General features: G+C 39.0%; 13 protein-coding genes. 12 read left to right on the top strand and 1 reads right to left on the bottom strand.

Annotated elements, in window-relative coordinates; all coding sequences use genetic code 11:
* The first annotated feature begins 116 nt into the window (after positions 1-116).
* From QA584_RS19260 to QA584_RS19215, 10 genes are all read left to right on the top strand, one after another.
* Positions 117-1,769, top strand: a complete 1,653-nt coding sequence (locus QA584_RS19260; protein WP_278270729.1) for an extracellular solute-binding protein — start codon at positions 117-119, stop codon at positions 1,767-1,769.
* A 274-nt stretch (positions 1,770-2,043) separates the two neighbouring features.
* Complete coding sequence (locus tag QA584_RS19255; protein ID WP_278270728.1) at positions 2,044-3,003, top strand: ABC transporter permease; 960 nt, start codon at positions 2,044-2,046, stop codon at positions 3,001-3,003.
* A 183-nt stretch (positions 3,004-3,186) separates the two neighbouring features.
* A complete protein-coding gene (locus QA584_RS19250) occupies positions 3,187-4,086 on the top strand; it encodes a carbohydrate ABC transporter permease (RefSeq protein WP_278270727.1) in 900 nt (299 codons plus the stop codon).
* Positions 4,087-4,312: 226 nt separating this feature from the next.
* On the top strand, positions 4,313-5,872 hold the full coding sequence (locus QA584_RS19245; protein WP_278270726.1) for a carboxylesterase/lipase family protein: 1,560 nt from the start codon (positions 4,313-4,315) through the stop codon (positions 5,870-5,872).
* A gap of 58 nt (positions 5,873-5,930) precedes the next feature.
* Positions 5,931-8,264 (top strand): helix-turn-helix domain-containing protein, encoded by a 2,334-nt coding sequence (locus QA584_RS19240; protein ID WP_278270725.1) that lies wholly within the window; start codon positions 5,931-5,933, stop codon positions 8,262-8,264.
* A 21-nt stretch (positions 8,265-8,285) separates the two neighbouring features.
* Positions 8,286-11,069 (top strand): glycoside hydrolase family 3 protein, encoded by a 2,784-nt coding sequence (locus QA584_RS19235; RefSeq protein WP_278270724.1) that lies wholly within the window; start codon positions 8,286-8,288, stop codon positions 11,067-11,069.
* 764 nt (positions 11,070-11,833) lie between these two features.
* A complete protein-coding gene (locus QA584_RS19230) occupies positions 11,834-13,528 on the top strand; it encodes a CocE/NonD family hydrolase (protein WP_278270723.1) in 1,695 nt (564 codons plus the stop codon).
* A gap of 171 nt (positions 13,529-13,699) precedes the next feature.
* Positions 13,700-15,070, top strand: a complete 1,371-nt coding sequence (locus tag QA584_RS19225; RefSeq protein WP_278270722.1) for an acyclic terpene utilization AtuA family protein — start codon at positions 13,700-13,702, stop codon at positions 15,068-15,070.
* A 1-nt stretch (position 15,071) separates the two neighbouring features.
* The gene (locus QA584_RS19220) at positions 15,072-15,392 is read left to right on the top strand and encodes an AtuA-related protein (RefSeq protein WP_278270721.1); all 321 of its coding nucleotides are present in this window, start codon (positions 15,072-15,074) and stop codon (positions 15,390-15,392) included.
* 49 nt (positions 15,393-15,441) lie between these two features.
* Positions 15,442-16,620 (top strand): acetyl-CoA C-acetyltransferase, encoded by a 1,179-nt coding sequence (locus QA584_RS19215; RefSeq protein WP_278270720.1) that lies wholly within the window; start codon positions 15,442-15,444, stop codon positions 16,618-16,620.
* A 104-nt stretch (positions 16,621-16,724) separates the two neighbouring features.
* Here QA584_RS19215 and QA584_RS19210 read toward each other — a convergent pair whose 3' ends face one another.
* Entirely contained in the window at positions 16,725-17,732 is a 1,008-nt protein-coding gene (locus QA584_RS19210) for a LacI family DNA-binding transcriptional regulator (protein ID WP_278270719.1), read from the bottom strand.
* Positions 17,733-18,190: 458 nt separating this feature from the next.
* Here QA584_RS19210 and QA584_RS19205 point away from each other — a divergent pair, with 458 nt between their 5' ends.
* Together QA584_RS19205 and QA584_RS19200 are read left to right on the top strand one after the other, a co-directional pair.
* The gene (locus QA584_RS19205; RefSeq protein ID WP_331487949.1) at positions 18,191-19,183 is read left to right on the top strand and encodes an ABC transporter permease; all 993 of its coding nucleotides are present in this window, start codon (positions 18,191-18,193) and stop codon (positions 19,181-19,183) included.
* A 15-nt stretch (positions 19,184-19,198) separates the two neighbouring features.
* Positions 19,199-20,083 (top strand): carbohydrate ABC transporter permease, encoded by an 885-nt coding sequence (locus QA584_RS19200; RefSeq protein WP_278270717.1) that lies wholly within the window; start codon positions 19,199-19,201, stop codon positions 20,081-20,083.
* The last annotated feature ends 19 nt before the right edge of the window (positions 20,084-20,102 follow it).

The following is a 20,102-nucleotide window of genomic DNA, read 5'->3' as shown; positions in this document are numbered from 1 at the left end:
GCCTACTAATATAACAATCCATCACCTATAATGAATCGTGTAAGACGTTCTGCAGAGCGGCAAAATTCACAGGAGGGAATACAGATATCGATTCAATATCAAAAGGAGAACTGATAATGAGGAAAATGAAAAAAATTATTGCTATAACTTTGTCCTTAGCAGTCTTAGCCGCAAGTGTTACCGCATGCAGTAAAGCTGCTACTGATTCAAAGGAAAGCGCAGGTTATGCATCAACGAAAGAAGAGAATACATCCGGTGATTCACCAGAAAAAGCGGAGGAAGGAATGACACTGCCCCTTTCAAAGGAAAAGATTACATTAACCATGTATGCCGGTGCCATGGATGGGAATTATGCCACAGTTGCGAATGATTATAATGATAATGCTTTTTTTAAAGAGATGGAAAAACGTACCAATGTACATATTGAATTTCAGACCGTACCACAAGGAAGTACCGATGCCTTTAACCTTATGATTGCATCCGGGGAACTGCCGGATCTTATCTATGGTCCGGGTTCTTATCAGGATGGCCTTGATGCTGCAATTGATGATGGTTATTACCTGGATTTAACGGACTATCTTGATACTTACTTACAGGATTATAATAAATTAAGGACAAAGAGTCCAGACCTTGAGAGAAACAGTACCACCGACAGCGGCAGAATAGCTGCAGTAATGCAGATATATCAAACGCCTCAGCCACCCTGGATGGGATTGATGATCAGAAAAGACTGGCTGGATGAGCTGAATTTGCAGGTTCCAAAAACTACCGCGGAATGGGAGACCGTACTAACTGCTTTTAAGGAGAAAAAAGGAGCCTATGCACCGTTATCACTGGGCGGTCCCTTAGGTTTTTATGGTCAGGGGTTTGGAGTGGCTTCCGGAACCGGCGTATTTTCAGATTCCTGGCTTAATGTGGATGGAAAAGTTGTATACAATGATACCACTGACAATATGAAAGAGTTTCTTACCGTATTAGCCGACTGGTATAAAAAAGGATTGATTGATCCTGATTTTATGACCAAACAAAGTGCATTTTTTGCCGATACCGCTATGGTTACCACAGGTCAGACCGGAGTATTTAATGCAGTTTATACCATGAGAGATATGTTTAAAGCGACCAGTAGTGACAAGGATTTTGATGTAATTGCCATAAGAAATCCATTACCGGATTCCGGTGTAGAGGGAAAAGTAGGCTTTGTAACCCCGGTTATCGGAGGAGCCGGAATGGCAGTATCTGCTGACAGCAAGAATAAAGAGATTGCTATGAAATGGCTTAACTATCTCTTTACTGAGGAAGGCTCCCTGTTAGCCAATTACGGGATCGAAAATGATACCTTTACCTACAACGGAGAAGGAAAACCCGTATTTACTGAAAAAATCACAAAAAACCCAGAGGGGTTAGCTATGGCACAAGCAATGGCTTTCTATACCTTACCCCCGTCTTTGCTGCCATGTAACTATGACTGGACCAGAGAACTTGCGGGTGTTTCAGAAAGTTCTGCCGATATGATGTCCGTATGGGGTGAGCAGAAGGTGGATAATAATTATCCCAGTCAGGCAACCATGACAAATGACGAAAACAGAGAATATGCTTCTATATACAGTAATGTACAAACCTACTCTTCCGAGCGGATTACCCAGTTTATTACAGGAGTCCATGATATTAATACAGAATGGGATGACTATGTCGGTACCATTAAGGAACTTGGAATAGATCGTTGTGTGGAGATTAAACAAGCGGCTTTAGATCGTTACTTGCAAAGATAAAAATCTGTTTTGACAGGATAGCCCGGAGATCGTTTATTACCGGGAGGTATCCTTGGACATGAACGTGTCAGTAATCCATACTTAATATGGGAGGCTGTTGCTGAATACAAGCTTATGAACGTTGGGAAATCCCAATTACCCAAGTGCTTTATAATTTGAATTCTCCAACAGCCCCTTGTGAAAAATGAGTATTCCATATCAAAATGTGCGTATTTTTTTTTGCATTTTTTGCGGCTACAATATTGATAAATACCATCAGAAAGGAATATTTGAAGTGATAGCAAAAAAAAGACAGGTAGGAGAGGTTATTCCTGTATATAAAAGATTTACAAAGGAAGCAATTGTTAAGGATTTTAAGAGAAATAAGGCTGCTTATCTGATGGCGGTGCCTGCGATTATTATGCTGGTATTATTCAGCTATCTGCCAATGTTTGGGGTAGTAATGGCCTTTGAAAACTATAAACCTAAATTAGGAATTTTCGGTAGTCCATTTGTTGGACTTAAGAATTTCCTGGATTTTTTTCAGTCGATTTATTTTGTCAGGGTAGTAAAGAATACGCTGATTCTCAGCGGGCTTCAGTTATTAATTGAATTTCCGGCTTCTATTATCTTTGCACTGCTTTTAAATGAAGTCAGGACCAAATGGTTCAAAAGCGTAACACAGACTATAAGCTATATGCCAAATTTTATATCCATGGTTGTCGTTTCAGGTATTATCATTGATTTTTGCTCCTCCAAAGGAGTACTTACCACCTTCCTATCCAATTTTACCGGCTCTAACCAAAACCTGTTAAGTGTTCCAGGTAATTGGCGGGCAATCTACATAATCTCAGATTTGTGGCAGGGACTTGGTATGGGAAGTATTGTATTTTTAGCAGCCTTGGCAGGGATTGATCAGGAATTATACGAAGCCGCAGTGATTGACGGGGCAAACCGCTGGAAGCAGACCATTCATGTTACCCTGTCCGGGATTATGCCTACCATCATTATTATGTTAATTATGCGGGTTGGTATGATGATGTCGGTGGGAAGTGAGAAAACCATACTGCTATACAATTCACAGGTATATGAGACAGCAGATATCATCTCTAGTTACGTATACCGAAAAGGGCTTGTTGAATTTAATTATGGCTATAGTACAGCAGTCAGTTTGTTTAATTCCGTAATTAATTTTACCTTATTGGTAGTAACGAACCATGTCAGCAAAAAAGCATCAGAAACAAGTCTGTTTTAGCGTGCATAGAAGGAGTAAGTGGGAAGAAAAAAATCTTTACATAAAGATGCCGCTTATGCGGTAGTATGGCGGGAAGGTTGAAAGAAAATCTAAGAATTGAAAGGATGCCACAGGAAGATTCTTTCAACCTGTTTCATTGTGGCAGTATCGCAGGTAAACCTGCGATATGCAATGGGGATAAAAATGATTGTAGAAAGAAAAAAATCACCTGCAAGAATTACTTTTAAAGTAGGTAATACTTTATTCTTAAGTTTTATCATATTCGTCTGCATTCTTCCGGTCTGGCATGTTGTATGCGCCTCCTTTAGCGATGCCGGATATGTAATGCAAAACAGCGGAGTCATATGGAGAATAAAAGGCTTTAACATAAATGGGTATAAGTTGGTATTTCAAAATATTTCAATCTGGACCGGATATCTGAATACGTTCCTTTATGTACTGGCAAGTACTTTAATCGGTATGTTTATCACGGTAATGGTTGGATATACGGTTTCCAGAAAAAACACACTATGGGGAAATGCCATAATGTTTTTAATGGCATTTACAATGTTGTTTAATGGTGGTATGATAGCCTCCTATATTATTAATACCCAGTTATTAGGACTTTATAATAATCGACTGGCAATGATACTGCCGACTTCCTTTGGTGTTTTTAATGTTATATTAATCAGAACGGCAATTATGGGTATACCGGACAGTCTTGAGGAGTCGGCTAACATGGATGGAGCAGGGAAAATGACTATTTTATTTAAAATTATTATACCTCTTATTAAGCCTACCATTGCTACCATCGTACTTTTTTCTGTCGTGGCACAGTGGAATTCCTGGTTTAACGCTTCCATCTATCTTAGGAACAGAGACCTGTTTCCCCTGCAGCTTATTTTAAAAGAGATACTGGTAACGAATGATACCAGTGCAACCACCTCCGCTGCCTCCTCAAGTTTTTCAAATGATTCTGTTATGTATAAGCAATTAGTAAAATATTGTGTTATAGTAGTATCAACCGCACCTATATTTGCTTTTTATCCCTTTGTGCAGAAGTATTTTGAAAAAGGTGTAATGGTCGGTGCGATTAAAGGATAAAACCTTGTAACATGGTCAAAAACATAATGAAAATAACGTAACATAATGTATATGCAATACAAAAAAGTTATATAAAGCAATATAAAAAGTGATATAAAAAGTAATATAAAAAGTAATATAAAAAGTAATATGGAAAGTAATAAAGAAAGTAATATAAAAAGTATTATTAAAAAGTAATATAAAGATCTAATATATAACATGCAATTAAAAAAATGGAGGCAAGAATATGATATCTGGAACTACACCGGTTAAGCAGATTAATCGTATCATTGAAGTCAAGGAAGGAAAAATCAAAGGAACCCCTGCAGGAAACCCGGCTTATACCATTTTTCGGGGTGTTCCCTATGCAAGACCCCCAGTGGGCAATCTGCGCTGGCAGGCAGCAGCAGCGCCAACCCCCTGGGAAGGGATAAGAAATTGTGAGGCTTTTCCGGCTATTTCGATTCAGGCAGAACAACAGGAGGGGAGCTTTTATCAGAAAGAATTCTTTCCTGAGGCGGTTGTGATGAGTGAAGACTGTCTGTATCTTAATATATGGACGCCGGATACTACCGGCACCAAGAAATTACCAATCCTGTTATATATTCACGGCGGTGCCTTTATAAGCGGCTACAGCTGGGAAATGGAGTTTGACGGAGAAGCGATGTGCCGCCGGGATTGTATTCTTATCACCATCAGCTACCGTCTTGGAGCCCTTGGATTTTTTGCACATCCGCAACTATCGGAGACCGGAGACAATAAAATCTCAGGAAACTATGCAATCACTGACTGTATTCAGGCACTGAACTGGGTAAGGGAGAATGCAGAAGCCTTCGGAGGGGATAAAGACAATATTACCATATTCGGTCAATCCGCAGGCGGTGCAATGGTGCAGTCCCTGATAACCTGCCCTCCCGCAAAAGGGCTTTTTAAAAGAGCTATTATACAATCCGCAGGAGGCATTAATACGCTGGGAGCCGGTTTTACGCTTGGACAAATGGAGAAACTCGGGGAAGAGATAACAAAAAAACTTGGTAAGTCCTTAAGTGAGTTAAAATCCATGGAAGCCGTAACAGTATCCCAGGAAATATCTAATACAATGAATGAATTAATGGGTTTTGGTTTATTCTTTAACCCCTGTATAGACGGATATTACCAGCCAAAATCCGCCGGAGAGGCCATGGCCTTTGGAGAACATCATGAAATTGATATCATGACCGGTACTGTGGGTGGGGATGGAGAATTATTTGCCGGATGGCCAGTAAAAACGGTAGAGGAATTTAATGCCGTTATTCGAAATCAGTATCAGGAACTTTCAGAGGAATATTTAGAGCTGTATCAGGTAAAAACCACAGAGGACTTAGAAAAAATCCAGGCAGCCAGGAAAAAAGTAATATCCCTGTTAGCACCAAGAAGTTTTGCCTATGCAGAACTTAAGAATAACCGTAAGCCCCTTTATCTGTATTACTTTAACCGCAGGATGCCTGGTGACGAAGCAGGAGCTTATCATTCTGCTGAATTGTGGTATATATTTGGCACCTTAGACCGGTCCTGGCGGTCTATGGCGAAAGAGTTTGAGACCGGAGATTATAAACTGTCCCGTGCAATGACAGACTATTGGTGTAATTTTGCAAAAACCGGAAATCCAAACGGAGCTAGTGTTCCTGTTTGGGAACCTTTTACTGCAGAAGTACCAATGACGTTGGTATTAGATGAAAAGCAGATCAGTAATCAGAATATGAGTGAGGTTTTCATGCTTGATGACCATGTAAGACTACAGCATAAGCAAATTCTCGGAAACTGGTAACTATGCTGCGCGGATTGGTTTATAATAGCAGATAGTTATTAGGAGGATAAACAGTGTTATGATTATGAAAAAGAAAGTACAATTGGGTAAAGCATATGGTTTCCTTATGAAATCTTATATCATCATCATTGCTGTTGCACTTTTTATCTCAGTTTTTGGATATGCCTATTCCTATTGGACCATCAGACAGGATATCAATATGAACTATTCTGCCCTGTTAAACGAAGAAAAACTAACGTTTGATAAAGTATGGAACCGGGTTGAAGCAAATGTAAGTGCAGTTGCCTCGAATAGTATAGTAAAACAATTAGCCCTTTCAGAAAAATGGGAAGTACCGGAGTTATACCGTGTAGTCGATTTAATTTCAGAATTAAAGGCATCCCTTAAGGATGACAAAGGAATAGAGAGTATCGGTGCATACTTTTATAAGAATAAAAGTTTTGTCACCAATAATGACCGGTATGCAAAACCGCTAAATAATCTTTATCTGCTAAAATACGGTATATCTGTGGAACAATTTCTATCAGGCAGCAGAGGGGTGTCGGGATATTTTATTATTCCCAAAGACAGCGAGCGGTATTTAGTGATTTATCATAATATTTTTGACAAAAGGTATAAAGAAGTCATAGCCACTGCCTTTGAGATTCTGCCCTGGAGTTATTTAAACGAATCAGCTAATTCCATGTTTGTTTCAAAGAACAGTGGAAGTTACCTGATTAACTCAAAAGGGATTTTAATCGGAAATACCAACAATACTGTTGCCATAGATACCGGAAAAGATTCTTATCTCGAAACAGACCATGTTTTATATACCAAAAAGATAAAAGGGAAAGAATATATCGTATCCTCAGCTACCTCTGACATTTATAACATTCAATACGTAATTTATGCACCAAAATCAGTATTTTTTAAGAATATAAATTTTCTCAAGTACATTATTATCTTTGAAATAGTCTTGTTCATTTTGGCAGGAAAATATCTTGCTTCCTATTTTTCCAAGAAAAATAGCCTGCCAGTTGAGAAATTATTAACCTTACTCAAAATACAAAAAAGTGAAGAAGAGGTCTCTTCCTTTACGCAGATATATCAAAACCTTGAAAATTCCCTGCAATCACTTATTACTGGTCATGATAACTTGTATCATAGAATGAACAATATCGATTTGGTGGTTGAAAAATATGTATTTACCAATTTAATGCATAACTGGAAGCCTGACAATGGGTGGATGGAGGAATATTTAGACCGTATAAAGGTAAAATACCCCCTGCCGGAATATCGTATCATTTTATTTTCATTTAACAACAGGAATAGTTCCATATTCGTAAAAGAAGAGGAGGACGGAAATCACTCCATTGATTTTCCGCTCATGATCTTTGCAATTGAAAACGTAATCAATGAACTCATATTTTATAACGAAGCGGCTTTTCATTCCTCCGGCAAAGGTGTTATAATAGAGATGGGTGATATGACAGCTTGTATCGTTAATGCAGCAGTTAACCGGGACGAGGCTGTATTGCAGGAAAAAGTCAGGACTTGTATTGAATTCTTACGGACAGCATTTAAAATTGATGGATATGCTTCCATCAGCGGGAGTCATAAAGAATATGAGGAGTTAGACCTTGCTTATGAAGAAGCCTTAATGACGATCACCCATAAGACTTTTTGGGGGAACAGCATAGGTGATGTAGTTTTATTTGATACAGAGAAAGCCGTTTACAGCGATTCAGGTAACGACAGCAAATTATTCTTTCAGGCAAAAAAAATGTCAAACTGCCTGATGATGAAGGATTATGAAAAAGCATCTTTTACTCTGGATGAAACAATAGAGAAGTGTTTTTCAAAAGATATCCATAAGTTGTCTTATAATCAATTCCAGGCAGCTACCTTAATTTTTATTATACTAGGTAACTTAAGTGAGCTTGGCATGAACAGTGAAGCCACCCTTTCCTCTAACGGATTGATGTCTTATGACCGGATACTATCCATGGGTTCTCTTAAGGAAATTAAACGGAATCTCCATATGATTTTGGATGAAATATCGGTAAGATATGAAGAAACCAGTAAAGTCTCTGAAGAACCGGAATGGTTAGTAAAGGTGGAAGCGTATGCAAAAGAGAATTTTGCAAATCCTGAAATCAATATCTCAGCAATATCAAATCAATTCAATATCAGTATAAACCACATAGGTCGTACCTTTAAAAAATACAGGGGAATCAATATGCTGGATTATATTCATCAGCTAAGGATAAAAAAATGCAAGGAACTGCTAGAACAAGGAAGGAGTGTTACCGATTGTGCCCAGGAAGTGGGATATATTGATGCCAAATCCTTAATAAGGGCCTATAAAAGATATGAAGGAATTACACCGGGACAATATAAAAGCATCAAATAACACAACTAGTTAGGAGAACATATGGGAAAATATTCAATTGACATGGAACATTATAAGCGTCTTGCCAGAGAGGTAGCAGCAGAAGGCTGTGTCCTTATAAAAAACGATAAGCAGACGCTGCCGGTAAGAAAGAACGACAAAGTAGCAGTATTTGGACGAATTGCTTTTCATTACTATAAAAGCGGTTTGGGTTCCGGAGGGTTAGTCAATACCAGATACACAGTTGGAATACTGGAGGCCTTTAAAGAACATGCAGATATTACTCTAAATCAGGAGTTATTATCGGTTTATCAAGACTGGATGGAAAAGAATCCGTATGACGAAGGCACCGGATGGGGAAAGGTTCCCTGGTCACAGAAGGAAATGCCGCTTGAGGACAGTGTGGTGGAACGAGCTTCCAAAGAATCAGACCTAGCATTAATCATCATAGGCCGTACGGCAGGTGAAGATCAGGATATGAAAAATGAACCTGGCAGCTATCTCTTAACTGACCTTGAGAAGGAAATGATTAAAAAAGTAACAAAAGCCTTTGACCGGGCTGCGGTTATATTAAATGTAGGAAATATTGTGGATATGAGCTGGGTAGAGGAGTACAAGCCCACAGCGGTTTTGTATGCCTGGCAGGGAGGACAAGAAGGTGGTCATGGTATTCTTGATGTCATAACCGGTAAAGTAAATCCTTGTGGAAAACTTACGGATACCATTGCAAAAGACATTAAGGATTACCCTTCTACAGAGAACTTCGGTGATTTAGTCCGCAATTATTATAAAGAGGATATTTATGTCGGATATCGGTACTTTGAGACATTTGCAAAGGATAGTGTACTGTATCCTTTTGGGTTTGGTTTGTCTTATACTACCTTTGAACATCAGTCCTCGATTCAAAAAGTCGAGAAGGATAAGTTAGTAATCGAAGCAGTGGTAAGAAATACTGGTGCAATAGCCGGTAAAGAGGTTGTTCAGGTATACGCAGAAGCACCTCAGGGCAAACTTGGAAAACCATTAAGAGTTTTAGCTGGTTTTGTAAAAACCGAGGTTATAGAAGCCGGTCAGGAACAGATTGTTACTATAGAAATTCCTAAAACGCAATTCGCTTCCTATGATGATAGCGGAGTCACCGGAAATAAAGCATCCTTTGTATTAGAAGCTGGTACTTATTACTTTTACACAGGAGCAGATGTAAGAAGTGCGAAAGCAACCGGCAGTTATGAAGAGGTTACAACCGTTGTTGTGGAAAAGCTGGAAGAAGCCTGTGCACCAACGGAAAGCTTTGAACGGCTGAAACCGGTCTTAACAGAAACAGGAACCTTAGCAGCGGGTTCAGAACCCGTTCCTTTACGAAGCCTAAGTCCTTATTCACGGATGCAAGAGGAAAACTTAGAGGAATATATCTATACCGGAGATAAGGGGTATAAGCTTGGTGATGTTGTAGATGGCAAGGTAACCCTGAATGAATTTATCGCTCAGCTAAGGGATGAAGATCTTATTCATCTGTTCCGGGGAGAGGGAATGAGCAGCCCCAAGGCAACTCCTGGTACAGCGGGAGCTTTTGGCGGAGTTTCAGAGAATTTAAAAGCCTTTGGTATACCGGTGGCCTGCTGTGCGGACGGACCTTCCGGAATCCGTATGGATTGCGGTACCCATGCTTTTTCTTTACCCAATGGAACCTTGCTTGGCTGTACTTTTAATCTGCCCCTGGTACAAGAACTCTTTGTAATGCTGGGACTTGAACTGCGCAGGAATAAAATAGATACCTTACTGGGACCTGGTCTTAATATACACAGAAATCCCCTGAATGGACGTAACTTTGAATATATCTCAGAAGACCCTCTGGTAACAGGCAAGATGGGTGCGGTACAGGCTGCGGGTATGGGATATGCAGGTGTTACCGGAACAATAAAGCACTTTGCAGCCAATAACCAGGAGAGCGGACGTCATACCTCAGACTCGGTAGTATCAGAAAGAGCCTTAAGGGAGATTTATTTAAAAGGATTTGAAATTACGGTGAAAGAAGGGGGAGCGTATTCGGTAATGACCTCTTACGGCGCTGTGAATGGTATTTGGTCTTCCGGCAACTATGATTTATGTACCACAATCCTTAGAAAACAATGGGGCTATGCTGGAATTGTCATGACAGACTGGTGGGCAAAAGCCAATACAGAAGGTGAAGCACCTGCGAAAGAGAATAAGGCGCCTATGGTTGCAGCACAGAATGATCTTTATATGTGTGTGGCTGATTCTGTTTCAAATCCGGAAAATGATAATGTGATGACAAAATTAGTAGAAGGAGTTATTACAAGAAGTCAGCTTCATCGAAATGCTGCCAATATATTAAAGTTTATTATGAGATCTCCGATTATGCTTCATAAGCTAAACCGCATTCCTCAGGAAGAATTAGAGGAGATGAGATCCACGGATGATAACGAATTTATAGCAGCAGATATGGTGTTCTTTGAACAGGATGGTGATGATATTACCATTGACGGAAGTTATTTAGACGTGAAAAAAGGAAAAACCCAGGTATTTGGTCTTATCTTTCATAAGATGGGCAGATATGACATTTCTATCTTTGCAAAATCAGACCTTGGTTCCCTGGCCCAGCTTCCGGTATCTGTCTATTATGATAATGCTTTATCAACGGTTATTACATTCCAGGGTACAGAAGGTGAGTGGGTTACAGAGAAAAGACCACTTGGATTTGTATTTGGTTTAAATCATTATATGAAATTATACTTCGGTGCTAATGGACTGGAGATTGACTCAATTAAGATTACGTTTATAGAAGAAATAAAAATGCCATTTTGATTTGGTTAAAAATAGAATTTTAGGGGCTGCCTGAAATTGATAACTATCAACCCTGGCATAGTATAAGGATTACATTGATTACGTGAAGCCATGTAATCCTTATCCTTCCAGGTGATAAAACTTCGAATTAGAATAACTCTAATTTTTCGCAGTCATCAGTGGATAAATCTTTAATTGTTTGATAAACATCATCCTTTAGATGATATAATAACTTTTAAAACATTAATCTTTTTGAACATTTATCATTTTATAAATCATCTTAGAACATAAATCATCTTAGAACATAAATCATCTTAGAACATAAATTATCTTAGAACATAAATCTTTTTAGAATATTTATCTTTTAGGACATTATCTCTTTAGATATCATCTTATAAAATTCATCTATAGAATTATCCTGTACATTATCCAGTAAAGCATTATCTGATTACCATTATTCTGTACAATATAATATTGTAAAATATTACTTTAAAACATATTAAGACTATTCATATTCATTTTATATCTGTGATCGTGAACTCGAAACACATTTTTAATTGCATAAATGTCTGGAAAGTAAATTTAAAATCTATTTGGAAAGTAAAATTAAAAATATATTTGACAAAAACATAAGGAGAAGATACACTCTAAGTATAACGTTGTACTTATGCAAGTTGATAACAAGAAAATATAAAATAATACAGGAAAAATAATGCAAGAAATCAAAAAATATCTCAACTAAGTACAGATTTAGTTTTTGATTAAATCATCGGAGGAGGTAAAACATGAGTGATCAATATGATTTAGATGAAATTGCAGACAGAGTTCGGAAACAATATGAAGAAGTTTCCGAACCGGCAGTTTTTGAGGTGGAAGCACCCCAGGAATTAATGCTCTCTATGTCTGACGGGGTGAAACTCCGTACCTGTATTTATCGGCCAGGTATCGGTACGAAATCCCTGCCGGTTATAATTTCGAGATGCTGCTACCCTCATAATGAGATATTCTTAAAAATTCATGGAGAAGAGTTTGCGAAACGAGGGTTTGCTTTCGTTTATCAATTCTGCCGTGGCACAGGAGGCTCGGAAGGGGTTTGGGAGCCGAATGTGAATGAACGAAGTGATGGTTATGACACTTTGAACTGGCTTTGCGGACTGGACTGGGTCGATACGGTGGGATATTGGGGTTCCTCGTATCTGGCGCTGACTGGCTGGTCAATCATAGATATCGTGCCGGATAAGGTTAAAACCATGTATCTTACCCAATATGGAACAGACCGTTTTGTATCCGCATATAAGGATGGTTTGTTCCGGCATGATGTTTTAACTTCCTGGGCAATGGGGAATGCAGGACACCCCGTTACCGCGGACTATTTGGAATCCTGTAATTACCGTCCTCACATTGAGGTGGATGAAAAACTTTGGGGCGGGAAATTAGATTGGTACAGGGACTGGGTAACTGCTGCAGAATCAGGCAGTGAATACTGGAAATCCGGATTTTGGAAACTGCTAAAAACGATACCTGAGAAGATCTCCATGCCCGTATATATTGGTGAGAGCTGGCATGACCACCACTTGGCCAGCGCACTTACTACCTATGACAAGCTGTCTAAAGCCTCCAAGAATAAGAGTACATTAAGAATCGGAGCCTGGAATCATATGTTCCTGCCGTGCCTTTCTGGTCATGAGTGTAAGAACCTTGAGAATAATGACATAGTAACAGCAATGGATTGGTTTCATCAGATACTGGTAGAAAAAGTAACACCCAAAAAGAAGGTCCTTACATATATTATCGGGGAAGACCGTTGGCAGGAATGGGAGGACTTTCCCCTTCAGACAAACAGCAATAAAAAGTTTTACTTTGTGGCAGAACAAAGGGCTCCGCTGCAATATCAACTGTCAAACAGAGTGGGAGAGGATGGGAAATTAAAATATATCTATGACCCTGAGGAGCCTGTAATGACCCTTGGAGGAGATGCATTACTGTATAACATAGAAATGGCTGGAAGTGTGCAGCAGCCGGAATGCGGATATAGAAAAGATGTCCTTAGTTTTGTCAGTGAACCCTTCAAAGAAGGGTTGCTGCTTGCAGGTAAAATGGAGTGCAGGCTTTTTGTATCCAGTGATGCCAGTGATACAGCCTTTACTGTAAAAATCATGGAGGTCTTTTCAGATGGCAGAGCGTTTAACATACGCGGCGGTATTACCACTATGGGATTTAGGAACAAGTCTGTAGAGAGACTAACCTATGAACCGAATACAATAGAAGAAATAACCATAGAAATATTAGATATTACCTGGAAATTAAAAGAGGGTTCCCGTTTAAGAATCGATATAACCTCCTCTAATTTTCCTGAGTATGCCCTTCATAGTAATTATCCTGGAATCTGGTCTTTGCAAGAAAAAACCAAGAAAGCGAATCAAACATTTTATACCGGTAAGAATTATCCCTCTTGTATCTTCTTGCCAATTTTAGAATGAAGCTATATCAGTATATCGTTTCAGAGAATCAGTAAATCTGATTGACAAATCTAAGGATTTTGGCTACAATACTTGTAATACAACGTTGTACTTAAAATAGACTGATGAAAGGATAAAATCTTTAAAATCAGTTTTATGTTAAAAGTACATCGTTTGAGAAAGGAGCATTATATGGACAAAGTAGTTATAGGTGGAGGACAGGGCTTCTGGGGAGACAGTAATGATGCGGCAATACATATGGTTAAGCATAGTAATATTAATTATATGGCATGTGATTACTTAGCTGAACTGACGCTGTCAATTATGAGCAGGCAGAAACTCAAAAACCCGGGTGCTGGATATGCCAGAGATTTTGTGGAATTAATAAAGGAAACTGGTAAAACGGCTTATGAAAAAGATATTAAAATAATCACAAATGCCGGAGGCATGAATATCCGCGGTGCGGTGGAGGCAGTGGGGCAGGTATTAAAGGAGCAGGGAGTCGGAGAGAATTATAAGATTGGTTATGTTGAGGGAGATGATATCACAGACCGGATTCCTAAGATGTATGAAGAGGGTTATGAATTTGCGAATTTAGATGATACCGGTGACTTTAGAGACATAAAGGACAAAATAGTAAATGCCAATGTATATTTTGGTCATGAACCAATTGTTGAGTGCTTAAAGCAGGGAGCGAATACAGTCATAACAGGACGTGCCGCAGATTCTGCACTATTTCTGGCACCAATTCTCCATGAACTGGGTTGGAAAGCAGACGACTGGAACAATGCAGCAAGAGGTATTATGGCAGGACATTTACTAGAGTGCGGCGGACAGGGAGCCGGAGGAAACTATCAATATGACTGGAGAAATGTCCCCAGAATGGATGAATTGGGCTTTCCAATTGTTGAGATCTCAAACGATGATTTTTATATCACAAAAGCACCTGACTGCGGTGGTATCATATGTGAACAATCGGCAAAAGAACAGTTTTTATATGAAGTACATGACCCGGCTAACTATCTTACTCCTGATGTTAATGTGGATATCAGCCAGGCTATTATCACTCAGGCAGGAGAAAATAGAGTCAGGGTGGATAATATTAAAGGCAAACCCCGTCCGAAACAGTTAAAGCTGAATATTGGATATCATGCCGGATATAAGGTAGCAACCTACTTAAGCTTCGCTTGGCCGGATGCCTATGAAAAGGCCCGGTATACTGCAGATATCCTTATGAAAAAATTAAAAAGAAAAGGTCTAAAGGCGGAAGAAATCCATATCAGCTATGTGGGGCTTAACTCACTGCTGTTAGGAACTGCGGATATGAGTCCGGAACTGGTTAACAGTATGAATGAAGTGGTTTTACGTATAGCGGTCCGTACTCTTAGTAAGGAGGAGGCTTATAAGATCATACCTGAAATCGCGCCAATGCAGTTAAATGGACCTCCGGGAGCCAGCTTTTTTGGAGGCCGGGCCAAAGTCCAGGAAGTAATAGGATTGTGGCCGACCTTAATACCACGGGAGGCCCTTCACTTTACAAGCTGTATAAAGGAGGTCAGATGATATGGCAGAAATTTATTTAAAAGATATCGCTCACGGACGTTCAGGAGATAAGGGAGATACCAGTAATATATGTGTATTTGCAAGGGAACCGAAATATTATGGCATTATTGCAGAACAAATAACCGTAGAAAAGGTACATGAATTTTTTGGTGATATGGTAAAAGGTGAAATCATCCGTTACGAAGTACCCTCACTTAATGGGTTTAACTTTGTCATGAAACATGCCCTTGGAGGTGGGGCCACACATTCTCTCAGACTGGACAGTTTGGGAAAATCCATGGGTTCAGCATTTATGAGGATGAAAGTAGAAATTAAGGAATAACGAAGGGCAGTATCGCAAGTAAAACTTGCGATATGCAAGGGGTATAAATATGAATGAAGTTGTAATTACAGGTGCAGTTCGTACACCGATAGGTAAATTTGGAGGTAATTTAGCTAGTACACCAGCAGTTGATTTAGGAGCAGCCGTTATTAAGGAAGCCTTAAATCGGTCAAAGTTAAGCGGTGAGCACTTGGATGAGGTGATACTAGGATGTGTCCTGCAAGGCGGTCTAGGTCAGAACGTTGCCAGACAGTCCGCCATGATGGCAGGTATACCGGACTATGTGCCTGCTATGACCATCAATAATGTATGCGGTTCCTCCCTGAAAGCAGTTAATTTAGCATATAGCATGCTTATGTCAGGAGAGGCACAGATTATTGTTGCCGGCGGAACAGAGAATATGTCTGCATCACCTTATTTATTGCCGGGGGCCAGGTTTGGCTATCGTATGAATGATGGAAGAATAGTTGATTCCCTGATAAAGGATGCCTTATGGGATGCCTTTCATGACTATCATATGGGTATTACTGCGGAAAATGTAGCAGAAAAGTATAATATTACCCGTCAGATGCAGGATGAATTTGCGGCTGACAGTCAGCAAAAATGTGAAAGAGCAAGAAAAAACAAGGTATTTCAAGATGAAATCGTTGGTATAAAGGTGAAAACCAAAAAAGAAACCTTTGTTATGGTGGAAGATGAAGCGCCCAGAGATCAGATAACCGCTGAAGCCTTATCAAAACTAAAACCAGCCTTTTTAGAAAATGGAACGGTAACTGCCGGCAATTCCTCAGGAATTAATGATGGAGCAGCGGCAGTTGTCCTTACCACGAGAGAAAAAGCCAGGGAATTAGGACTTCCTGTTATGGCTGTTATAAGAGGCTGCCAATCGGCCGGTGTTGACCCATCCGTTATGGGAATTGGACCTGTGATTAGTACACAAAAGTTATTGGATAAGCTTTCACTTAACCTGAATGACCTGGATTTAATTGAAGCAAACGAAGCCTTTGCAGCCCAGTCATTAGCAGTGGGGCAGCTGATGCAGTGGAATAAGGATAAGGTGAATGTTAACGGAGGTGCCATTGCCCTGGGTCACCCAGTTGGGGCTTCCGGGTGCAGAATACTGGTTACCCTGTTATATGAATTAAAACGGAGAAATAAACGACTGGGTCTTGCAACTTTATGTGTTGGCGGCGGTATGGGGGTTTCAACGATTGTTGAAAATGTTTAGGAAAACACCGAATGGGAGAAACAGCATGTTAAGTAGGCTGTATTGTCCCATTCGTAGGTTTTTCCCTGCAATAAATTTGAGAATAAATGTAAGAAATTGTAAGATTATTTACTGGTCAAGCGACTGGTATAAACAAAATCGATTATTTTTGATTCAGCTTCATTATAATCTCCATTGCTTTTTTCTATAACCATCCTCATACATTCTTTTCCCATTTCACTGATTGGAATTTTAATAATTGACAGCGGAATAAATAAACTTTCATAGGTATCATTATCATTCGTTCCAATGCTTATTATTTCCTGATTTTCTGGTACTGATACAAGGTTTGTATTCCTTAGATAATCCAAATAACTAATCGCCAGGACATCATAGAGACAGAATACGCAGTCGGCATTGCGAAACATGCTTTCTGTCTGCTTAATGGTATCATAGCCAGAACGCATTGAATTCTGCGGCGCATTGATAACAGTAGTAATTCCTCCGGCTTCACTGAAGGTTTTCATAAATCCTGACATACGTTTTTCACTATAGATATATTGACCATCCTGTGCTGTAAAAATAACAGCATTTTTTTTGTTATGTTCAGCAAACAGCTCCGCTGCTTTTTTACCGATTTCATGATTCTGCACCAAAACATTACTGTACTTTTTAGAAAAGCGGTTATAAAGAACAATTGGAGTAGTGAAATCTGTCATCTCCAGATATTCAAGGTCTTTGTTGGATGCAGTACAGATTACGGCAGAGGAGTACATTGCCAGTGTATCAGGCTGTAAAGCTTTATAGAGTAAATCAGGTGTAAACAATTTTAGTACGATCTCGGTATCCGTCTGGGTATCCTCTATATATTGCTGCATTCCTTTAATAAATTCAAATAATAATGGTGCACGAAAATCATTCGCCCAAAATACAACGATATACTTTTTGGTGTTATTATTTCTTAGTCTGCGGGCAGAAATGTTGGGAGTATAACCCAGTTCCTTTGCTGCTTCCAGAACCTTATTTACGGTTTTCTCTGATATATTCCGGGATACACTTTTACCATTTAGAACGATAGATACGGTACTTGGCGATAAATTCGTGTATTCTGCTATTTTTCGTATAGTAGACAACTTACAGGGCTCCCCTCTAAATATTGTAATTTTAAATAATGAGTAAAACGATTTAGATAAATCGTTTTACTCGAGTGTACCATAGTAAATTAAGTTTAGCAAGAGAAAATAATCCAGTTTGTGTATTAGTATAGTCACTAACTGAATTATTTAACAAAAACAAAAAGAGTATGATTAAAATTTTGTGCAATACTAATAAAACAAAGCACTGGAATTAGACAAAATAACGAATAGATTGGTGATTTATAAAAAGTTATTGACAAAAGTGACAATGGAACCTATAATCAGTTTATAAGACAGTACAACGATATACTAAATGATGATATGAAAGCGGAATAATATCAAAATGAGTTGAACTGCAACGTAATATTAACAAGGTTATAAAAAGTAACATAAGAATGGGGATTTATGACAGGATTTTAGCAATACTAGTTTGGGATGAAGGAGGATTAGCATTGGTGAAAAAGAAAAACAGCAGGGAGGATAAAAAAACTGCAGCAGTGAAAATCAGTAAATATATCGAGGGAGGAGGAATAAGGGCATTACCCCATAATATTTTGACAGATATTAAAAGAAATAAAGTAATTTATCTTATGAGTATACCCATTGTATTATGGTATTTAATATTTTGCTATTGGCCAATGGGCGGTCTTACAATGGCGTTCCAGCGGTTTAATATTGCAAAGGGGATACTGGGAAGTCCCTTTGTGGGCCTTGATAATTTTATACAATTTTTTACCGGACCGTATTTTGGAAGATTGATTCGCAATACCGTGTCCATTGGTTTGCTGGATCTGTTTTTTGGGTTTCCGGCACCTATTATATTTGCCCTGCTTCTTAATGAAGTGAATAAAAGGTTTTTTAAAAAGACAGTACAGACCATTAGTTATATGCCTTATTTCATATCGATGGTAGTTATCTGTGGTATTATTAAAGATTTTACGGAAGGCGGCGGTGCAATATCTAGTATAGTAGCCGCGCTTACCCATGCGAAACCGGCAAATCTGTTGGGTGAGGCGAAATATTTCTGGGGAATTTACACGATCTCAGGAATTTGGCAAGGCTTTGGATATGGAAGTATTATTTATATTGCAGCCCTTAGTTCCATAGACCAGCAGCTTTATGAAGCAGCGGTAATGGATGGAGCGAACCGGTGGAAACAGACCTTACATATAACTCTTCCGGGGCTTGCACCTACAATTACAATTTTACTTATTATGCGTATGGGATCCTTGTTCGCAGTTGGCAGCGATAAAATCCTTTTGCTTTATTCACCAGGAATCTATCAGACTGCGGATGTTATTAATACTTATGTTTACCGGGTTGGTTTAGTTCAGATGAATTATGGGTTCAGTACTGCGGTGGGGCTGTTTAATTCTTTGGTTGGAACTACTTTCCTTCTGGTTACGAATGCGATATGCAAGAAGTATTCAGAAACAAGCTTATTTTAGGAGGCGCCCATTATTATGATGATGAAGAGTAGTTTTTCACGTAAAGTATTTGTGTTTGTTAATACCATAATTATGCTGATTTTATGTGTTATTTGTATCGTACCCATGTGGCATGTTACTATGGCCTCAATCAGTGAACCTGCACTGGTTGATTCAGCAAAGGGATTTATATTGCGACCCTTGGGAAAGCCGTCTTTAAAAGCTTATTCATTAATTATGACTTATAAAGGAATATGGACCGGATATAGAAACACCTTATTTTATGTAGTGGCACAGTGTTTACTTACCAGCATGTTATCTGTATTTGCAGGCTATATCCTATCCAGAAAACGCTTTCGTTACCGAAACGCCTTAATGGGTATCATTGCTTTTACCATGTTGTTTAACGGTGGTATGATTCCGACCTATATGGTTGTGAAAAATCTCCATTTACTTGATTCCTATCTGGCCCTTTTAGTTCCAGGTGCAATGCAGGTGTTTTATATAATAATTATGCGGACAGCCATTGCCGGTATACCAGACAGTCTGGAGGAATCGGCAAGAATGGACGGTGCAGGGGAGCTTACAATCATGTGGAAGGTTATTTTACCTCTTTGTAAGGCAACCTTTGCAGTTATTATCCTGTTTATAGCTGTTGCGAAATGGAATGAGTGGTTCCCGGCATTGTTATATTTACCTACTGCAAAAGATAAGTATCCGCTGCAGATGTTTATGAGGGATATCTTAATACAGTCAACCGATGTAACGAATGCGGCCGATGCTATGAATAATACTGCACTGTATAAGACACTTGCAAAATATGCCTCAATTGTTGTTTCAACCCTGCCAATTCTGTGTATTTATCCATTTGTACAAAAGTACTTTGTATCAGGAATTATGGTAGGTTCCATCAAAGGTTAATATTGTAAAAATATTAATT

Origin of the sequence: Anaerocolumna sp. AGMB13025, assembly GCF_029689925.1 — a bacterium.
Taxonomy (GTDB): domain Bacteria; phylum Bacillota; class Clostridia; order Lachnospirales; family Lachnospiraceae; genus Anaerocolumna.
Note: the sequence above shows the minus strand (reverse complement) of the source record. Positions and strands in the feature narration are given on the sequence as shown.

Coding starts and splice junctions, on each gene's coding strand:
- QA584_RS19260 (WP_278270729.1), top strand. CDS start 117: ATGAGGAAAATGAAAAAAATTATTGCTATAACTTTGTCCTTAGCAGTC.
- QA584_RS19250 (WP_278270727.1), top strand. CDS start 3,187: ATGATTGTAGAAAGAAAAAAATCACCTGCAAGAATTACTTTTAAAGTA.
- QA584_RS19245 (WP_278270726.1), top strand. CDS start 4,313: ATGATATCTGGAACTACACCGGTTAAGCAGATTAATCGTATCATTGAA.
- QA584_RS19240 (WP_278270725.1), top strand. CDS start 5,931: ATGATTATGAAAAAGAAAGTACAATTGGGTAAAGCATATGGTTTCCTT.
- QA584_RS19235 (WP_278270724.1), top strand. CDS start 8,286: ATGGGAAAATATTCAATTGACATGGAACATTATAAGCGTCTTGCCAGA.
- QA584_RS19230 (WP_278270723.1), top strand. CDS start 11,834: ATGAGTGATCAATATGATTTAGATGAAATTGCAGACAGAGTTCGGAAA.
- QA584_RS19225 (WP_278270722.1), top strand. CDS start 13,700: ATGGACAAAGTAGTTATAGGTGGAGGACAGGGCTTCTGGGGAGACAGT.
- QA584_RS19220 (WP_278270721.1), top strand. CDS start 15,072: ATGGCAGAAATTTATTTAAAAGATATCGCTCACGGACGTTCAGGAGAT.
- QA584_RS19215 (WP_278270720.1), top strand. CDS start 15,442: ATGAATGAAGTTGTAATTACAGGTGCAGTTCGTACACCGATAGGTAAA.
- QA584_RS19200 (WP_278270717.1), top strand. CDS start 19,199: ATGATGATGAAGAGTAGTTTTTCACGTAAAGTATTTGTGTTTGTTAAT.